We start from the raw sequence: 1,005 nt of genomic DNA on the forward strand, positions 1-1,005 counted from the left end.
TTCTCCGGATCTCGGATCGTGCCATTCCAATGGGAATACAGGGAATCCGAGACGGTCACCGTCACGCTTGCTTAATTTTCCATTGCCTTCCGGTTTCAACAACAAAGGCAGGTGAGCAAATTCCGGCATTGTATCTTCCCAACCGAAAGCACGGTACAACAACACATGCAAAGGAGCGGAAGGCAACCATTCTTCACCACGAATCACGTGGGAAACTTCCATCAAATGGTCATCCACGATATTTGCCAAATGGTAAGTAGGTAGTTCGTCAGCCGATTTATAAAGCACTTTGTCATCCAGAATAGATGAGTTGATTACTACTTCGCCACGAATCAGGTCATTTACATGTATATCTTCATTCGGTTCGATTTTGAAACGAACAACATATTGTTTGCCTTCAGCAATCAGTGCATCCACTTCTTCTTTCGGCATAGTTAATGAATTGCGCATCATACCACGGGTAGATGCATCATATTGGAAGTTAGCAATTTCAGCACGCTTAGCGTCCAGTTCCTCCGGAGTATCAAAAGCGATGTAAGCTTTTCCATTTTCCAGCAAAATCTGCACATATTTCTTGTAGATTTCGCGGCGCTCCGACTGACGGTACGGACCACACTCACCACCGAAACTCACTCCCTCGTCAAAGCGGATACCCAGCCACTTAAAAGATTCGAGTATATACTCTTCCGCTCCCGGAACAAACCGGTTAGAGTCAGTGTCTTCAATACGAAATATCAAGTCTCCGCCGTGTTGACGTGCAAATAGATAATTATACAAAGCTGTACGCACACCACCGATGTGCAATGCTCCCGTAGGACTTGGAGCAAAACGAACTCTTACTTTTCTTTCTGCCATAATTTGGGTTAGTATAGGTAAATCGTGGCAAAATTAAACCTTTTTTTCCACACTATTGTTTTTTTTTGTACTTTTCGCAAAAATTTCAGTGGATATGGAACATTTGAAGAAGAAAAAAAAATTTTCATGGAGAGATTTACTATATAAATC

1 protein-coding gene is annotated in these 1,005 nt (G+C 42.4%); it reads right to left on the minus strand.

What is annotated here, in order from left to right:
• Window positions 1-855 (minus strand): glutamate--tRNA ligase (gltX, locus tag AB5935_RS28370; RefSeq protein ID WP_368328153.1); only part of this gene is annotated, 855 nt, incomplete at its 3' end.
• Between the last annotated feature and the right edge of the window lie 150 nt (window positions 856-1,005).

This window comes from Phocaeicola sp. RTP21198st1_B8_RTP21198_201120 (genome assembly GCF_040929485.1).
Taxonomy (GTDB): domain Bacteria; phylum Bacteroidota; class Bacteroidia; order Bacteroidales; family Bacteroidaceae; genus Phocaeicola; species Phocaeicola dorei.